This is a genomic window from Cellulosimicrobium composti (genome assembly GCF_009711085.1).
Taxonomy (GTDB): Bacteria; Actinomycetota; Actinomycetes; order Actinomycetales; family Cellulomonadaceae; genus Cellulosimicrobium; species Cellulosimicrobium composti.
Genome location: NZ_WMKA01000086.1, coordinates 1 through 5,359, shown reverse-complemented (window position 1 = coordinate 5,359; position 5,359 = coordinate 1). Strand labels below are relative to the sequence as shown.

Annotated in this window: 5 protein-coding genes and 1 pseudogene; 2 read left to right on the top strand and 4 right to left on the bottom strand. The window is 77.5% G+C overall.

Features of this window, described 5'->3' with window-relative positions; genetic code table 11:
- Window positions 1-451, bottom strand: a pseudogene (locus GJV82_RS18955) (hypothetical protein); the annotation flags it as partial.
- Complete coding sequence (locus GJV82_RS18950; protein ID WP_318657844.1) at window positions 448-1,203, bottom strand: peptidylprolyl isomerase; 756 nt, start codon at window positions 1,201-1,203, stop codon at window positions 448-450. The pseudogene GJV82_RS18955 and the gene GJV82_RS18950, both read right to left, overlap by 4 nt.
- A 211-nt stretch (window positions 1,204-1,414) precedes the next feature.
- Between GJV82_RS18950 and GJV82_RS18945 the strand changes: the two genes are divergently transcribed.
- Window positions 1,415-2,188 carry an MBL fold metallo-hydrolase gene (locus GJV82_RS18945; protein ID WP_318255403.1) on the top strand — a complete coding sequence of 258 codons (774 nt, stop codon included), beginning with the start codon at window positions 1,415-1,417 and terminating at the stop codon, window positions 2,186-2,188.
- 61 nt (window positions 2,189-2,249) lie between these two features.
- Entirely contained in the window at window positions 2,250-3,638 is a 1,389-nt protein-coding gene (gene hisS, locus GJV82_RS18940) for a histidine--tRNA ligase (protein ID WP_155100294.1), read from the top strand.
- Between the two features lie 107 nt (window positions 3,639-3,745).
- On the opposite strand, the gene GJV82_RS18935 is transcribed toward hisS, so the two are convergent.
- Complete coding sequence (locus GJV82_RS18935) at window positions 3,746-4,534, bottom strand: energy-coupling factor transporter transmembrane component T family protein (protein WP_318657843.1); 789 nt, start codon at window positions 4,532-4,534, stop codon at window positions 3,746-3,748.
- Window positions 4,531-5,359: ABC transporter ATP-binding protein (locus GJV82_RS18930; protein ID WP_155100293.1), on the bottom strand; the 829-nt coding region annotated here is incomplete at its 5' end. The genes GJV82_RS18935 and GJV82_RS18930, both read right to left, overlap by 4 nt.

Genomic DNA, 5,359 nt, shown 5'->3' with positions numbered 1-5,359 from the left:
GCGTCGGCGCGGGGGCCGGGGCGTCGCTCTCGGCCGGCGCGTCCTGCGCCGCGGGGGCGGGAGCCTCGGCCGCCGGCGCCTCCGCCACCTCGGTCTGCGCGGGGTCCTCGGCGGGCGCCTCGGCCTGCGCGGCGTTCTCAGCGGGTGCCGCGGCCTGCGCGGGGTCCTCGGCGGGCGCGTCGGCAGGGGTCTCGGTCGCCGTGGCGTCCACGGGCTCGGCCGGGGCGGTCGTGTCGTCGTCGGCGGAGACCGCCGGTGCCTCGTCGGCCGCCACCGGCTCGGCGGCGCCCTCGGTGGTCGCGGGCGCCTCCTGCGACGGCGTCGCCTCGGCGGGGGTGTCGGCCGCGTCGGTCGTCGGCTCCACGTCCGTCGCGTCGACCCGTCCGGTCTCGCTCGCCTCCGCGGGCTCCGGTGCCGGTGCGCTCGCCTGGTCCTTGGCGGGATCGCTCACTGGGTCTCAACTCCTTCGATGGTGACCGGGGTGGCAGGAGACCCGTCGCCGGATCCGTCCTGCGTCCCCGCGTCAGCGACTGCCTGGACGACGTCCAGGCCGGACGTGATGGTGCCGAACACCGTGTAACCACCCGCGACGTCGGACGGGATGGTCGAGTCCTCGTAGACGAGGAAGAACTGGGAGCCCATCGACTCGGCGTTCCCGCCCTGGCGCGCCATGGCGACCGTGCCGGCCGGGTAGACGTCGTCGGTCGGGGCGTTCTCGATGGGGCCGAACGAGTAGCCGGGCCCGCCCGTGCCCGTGCCGGTCGGGTCGCCGCACTGGAGCACGTAGATGCCCGAGGTCGTGAGGCGGTGGCACGACGTGCCGTCGAAGTACCCGGACTCGGCGAGCGCCACGAAGCTCGCGACCGCCTGGGGCGCGGCGGCGCCGTCGAGCGTGAGCGTGATGTCGCCCGCGCTCGTGGTGAGCGTCGAGGTCCACTCGCGGCCCTCCGCGGCGGACGCGGGCGGCAGCGTGTGCTCGCCCGACGGCGCGGTCTCGCCCGCGGGGTCCGCGCCGGGGTCGGTGCCAGGGCTCTGCGCGGCGGACAGCGCCCACCACACGGCGACGCCGATCACGACGAGGGCCGCGACGACGCCGACGATCGACCACGTCCGCTGGCGCCTCGCGCGGAGCTGGGCCACGTGACGCTCCCACTTCTCCTCACGACGACGCGCCTGCTCGCGCTCCCGATTCTTCGTCGACACCCCAGCTCCTTCGTCCGGCGCCGCGACGGCGCGCACGGTCGACCCCGGTGCAGCCGGGGTCGGTAGGGGACAGTGTAGGCACCGAGGACCCTGGTGGCGGGTGGATTTGCCGCGCCCAGGTCACGGTCCGGTATCGACCGCCCCACGGCGCGCGCGGGCCGGGCGCAGCCCGGCCCGACCCCGGCGGACGCCCGCGGCTACGCTCGGCGGTGTGGACCGACCCTCCGGAACGACGCCCCCGAGCCCGCCCGACGACGCCCCGGGCGCACCCCACGTGGCGCTGCAGGTCGTCGTCGCCCCCGTGTTCGGCACCAACTGCACGGTCGTGAGCGCGCCCGGCGGGGACTGCGTCGTCGTGGACGCCGGCGCCGGGGTCGCGGACGCCGTCGTCGCCCACGTCCGGGACGCGGGGCTCGCGCCGCGGGCCGTGCTCGCGACCCACGGGCACGTGGACCACACGTGGGACGCGGCGGCGCTCGCGGACCGCCTCGACGTCCCTGTCGTCCTGCACGCGGCCGACGCGTACCGGCTCGCGGACCCGTTCGGGAGCCTCGAGCACGCCGGGACGCGCGGGAGCGCCCTCGCGTCCGGACCGCTCGGCGCCGCGCTCGCGGCCGCGGGTGCGCGGCCGGAGGACTACCGCGAGCCGGGCCGCGTGGAGACGTTCGACGCCGGGCCGGGCGAGGAGCGCGAGCTGCGCTGGGGCGGCGTCGTGCTGCGCGCCGTCGGCGCGCCGGGGCACACCGAGGGCTCGACGCTGTACCTCGCGGGCTCGCCCGGCGCGGGCGTCGTGCTCAGCGGCGACGTGCTGTTCGCGGGCTCGGTCGGGCGCACCGACCTGCCCGGCGGCGACGGCGCGACGATGGCCCGGACTCTGCGCGACGTCGTCGCGCGCCTCGACCCGGCGTGGGACGTGCTGCCCGGGCACGGCCCGGCCACGACGGTCGCGCGCGAGCTCGCGACCAACCCGTTCCTCGCCGGCTGAGGCGCGTCCGTCGGCCGGGACGATGCGGCCGGGGTGGCCCGCGTCTGGGAAGATCTGACCCATGGCCAGGCCCACACCTCTCTCCGGTTTCCCCGAATGGCTCCCCGACGGTCGGATCGTCGAGCAGCACGTCCTCGACATCCTGCGCCGGGTGTTCGAGCTGCACGGGTTCGGCGGGATCGAGACGCGCGCGGTCGAGCCGCTCGACCAGCTCCTGCGCAAGGGCGAGACGTCCAAGGAGGTCTACGTCCTGCGGCGCCTGCAGGAGGAGGCGGGCGACGCCGACGCGGCGGGCCGGGGCGACAAGCAGCTCGGCCTGCACTTCGACCTCACGGTCCCGTTCGCGCGCTACGTCCTCGAGAACGCCGGGCACCTCGCGTTCCCGTTCAAGCGCTACCAGATCCAGAAGGTGTGGCGCGGCGAGCGCCCCCAGGACGGCCGCTTCCGCGAGTTCACGCAGGCCGACATCGACGTGGTCGGTGCGGGCGAGCTGCCCTACCACTACGAGGTCGAGCTGCCGCTCGTCATGGCCGAGGCGCTCGGCGCGCTGCGCGACATCGGCGTGCCCGAGGTCCGCGTGCTCGTCAACAACCGCCGTGTCGCCGAGGGCTTCTACCGCGGCCTCGGGATCGACGCCGTGGACGAGGTCCTGCGCCAGATCGACAAGCTCGACAAGGTCGGCCCCGAGAAGGTCGCCGCGCTGCTCGTCTCGGAGGCGGGCACGACGCCCGAGCAGGCGCAGGCGTGCCTCGCGCTCGCGGGCATCAGCGGCAGCGACACCGGCGTGGTCGACCGCGTCCGGGCGCTCGCGGCCGAGCACGGCGTGGAGAGCGAGCTGCTCGAGACCGGGCTCGCGGAGCTCGGCGCGCTGGTCGAGGCCGCGAGCGTGCGCGCACCGGGCGTCGTCGTCGCCGACCTCAAGATCGCGCGCGGGCTCGACTACTACACGGGCTCGGTCTACGAGACGGTCCTCGTGGGCCACGAGCAGCTCGGCTCCATCTGCTCCGGCGGGCGCTACGACACGCTCGCCTCCGACGGCGCGAACACGTACCCGGGCGTCGGCCTGTCGATCGGGGTGTCCCGCCTCGTGTCGCGCCTGCTGTCCGCGGGGCTGGTGCGCGCGACGCGCTCGGTGCCGAGCGCCGTCGTCGTCGCGGTGACGAGCGAGGAGACGCGCGAGCAGTCCGACGCGGTCGCGACCGCGCTGCGCTCGCGCGGCATCCCCGTCGAGGTCGCGCCCGCCGCCGCGAAGTTCGGCAAGCAGATCCGCTACGCCGACCGCCGCGGCATCCCGTTCGTGTGGTTCCCCGGCCGCGTCGACGAGGACGGCGCCCGCACGCCGGACCAGGTCAAGGACATCCGCTCGGGCGAGCAGGTCGACGCGGACGCGACGACGTGGGAGCCGCCCGCGGAGGACCTCCTCCCGCGCGTGGTGCCCGCGGGCGGCTGACGCCCGGACGGCGTGACGCGGCCGGCGTCGTCGGTCGCGGTCCTCGCCGAGCGCGTCGTCGTCGAGCCGCGTAAGGCGCCGCGGGCCCGTCCCGGCCCGCGGCGCGCTCACGCGGTGAGCGCACCGATCCCCGTCACCCAGCCTGCGCGCACGCCCATGACGACGACGGCCGTCGCGACGGCGAGCACCACCCCGGCGGCGACGAGGTCGGCCGGGACGAGCGGGACGGGCCGCGAGGACGCGCGCGGCCCGGACCCGAGCCCGCGCGACTCGAGCGCGACGGTGAGCCGTTCGGCGCGCCGCACCGCGCCGACGAGCAGGGCGAAAGCCGCCGCGCCGAGCGCCCGGGGTGACCGGGGGAGCGCGCCGGGACGGCGCCGCGGGTCGCGGACGGCCTGGGCGCAGCGGATCGTGTGCCACGCCTCGGGGAGCTCGGTGAGCAGCCGGTGCGCGGCGAGCACCGCGTACGTCCACGTCGCGGGCAGCCGCGCGTGCTCGTGCAGGCTGGCCATGAGGCGCACGGGGTCGGTCGCGAGGACGAGCGTGAGCGACAGCGCGCCCACGAAGAGCGTCCGCACGGCGAGCCCCGCACCGACGGCGAGCCCGTCCACGGGGACCGTGAGCGGCCCGAGCGCCAGGGTCTCGCCGCCGGGCCGCGTGACGACGTTGACGGCGAGCAGGCTCGTCGCGAACAGCACGAAGGGCACGTGCGCGAGGGCGAGCGCGCGCACGCGCACCCGGCCGAGCGCGAGCAGCGCGACGACCGCGAGCGCCCACCCGACGGCGGGCGTGACGGGGTCGGTGACGAGCAGCGCGCCGGTCGACAGGGCGAGCACCGTCGCGAGCTTGACGGTCGGGTTCCACCGTTCGAGCGGGGTCGGGCGGCCAGCGGTCACGACGGCGACCCCGCGAGGGCCGCGGGCACCGTCGCCGCGTCGGTGGCGGCGTCGAGCGCGCGCACGAGCGCCCCGGGGTCGACGCCGCGGGCGCGGCCGACGCGCGACCACCACGCGAGCACGGGTGGCAGGCGCAGCCCGGCCCGGGCCCGCAGCGCGTCGTCGGCGAGGACGTGGGGCGCCGGGGCGACGGCGGCGAGGCGGCCGTCGACGACGACGGCCAGGCGGTCGGCGACCGCGGCGGCGAGCGCGAGGTCGTGCGTGACGACGACCACGGCACCGCCCGCGTCGGCCCGGTCCCGCAGGGCGCGCGCGACGGCGGCGGCCTGGGTGCGGTCGAGCCCGGACGTCGGCTCGTCGGCGAGGAGGACGGGCGGGTCGAGCACGGTCGCGGCCGCGAGGGACAGGCGTCGCTGCTCGCCGCCGGAGAGCCGGTAGGGGCTCTCGTCGGCGACGTGGGCGAGGCCGAACCGCTCGAGGGCCCGTGCGGTGCGCGCCTCGACGTCGGGACGGCGCGCGCGCCGCGCGGACCACGCGACCTCCTCGCGCACGGTGCGCGCCAGGAGCTGGTGCTCGGGGTCCTGGAGCACCAGGGCGACGGACCCGGCGTCCGTGGTGACGACTCCCGTCGTGCGCTCCACCCCGGCGAGACCGCGCAGGAGCGTCGACTTGCCGCCGCCGTTCGGCCCGACGACGGCGAGCAGCTCGCCCGCCCGCACGTCGAGGTCGACGTCGCGCACCACGGGGCGCGCCCCGCGCCGGCGGCGGCCCGGCGCGCCGCGCAGCACCCCCAGGCCCCGTGCGCGCAGGAGCGCCGGCCCGTGC

Coding starts and splice junctions, on each gene's coding strand:
- hisS (WP_155100294.1), top strand. CDS start 2,250: ATGGCCAGGCCCACACCTCTCTCCGGTTTCCCCGAATGGCTCCCCGAC.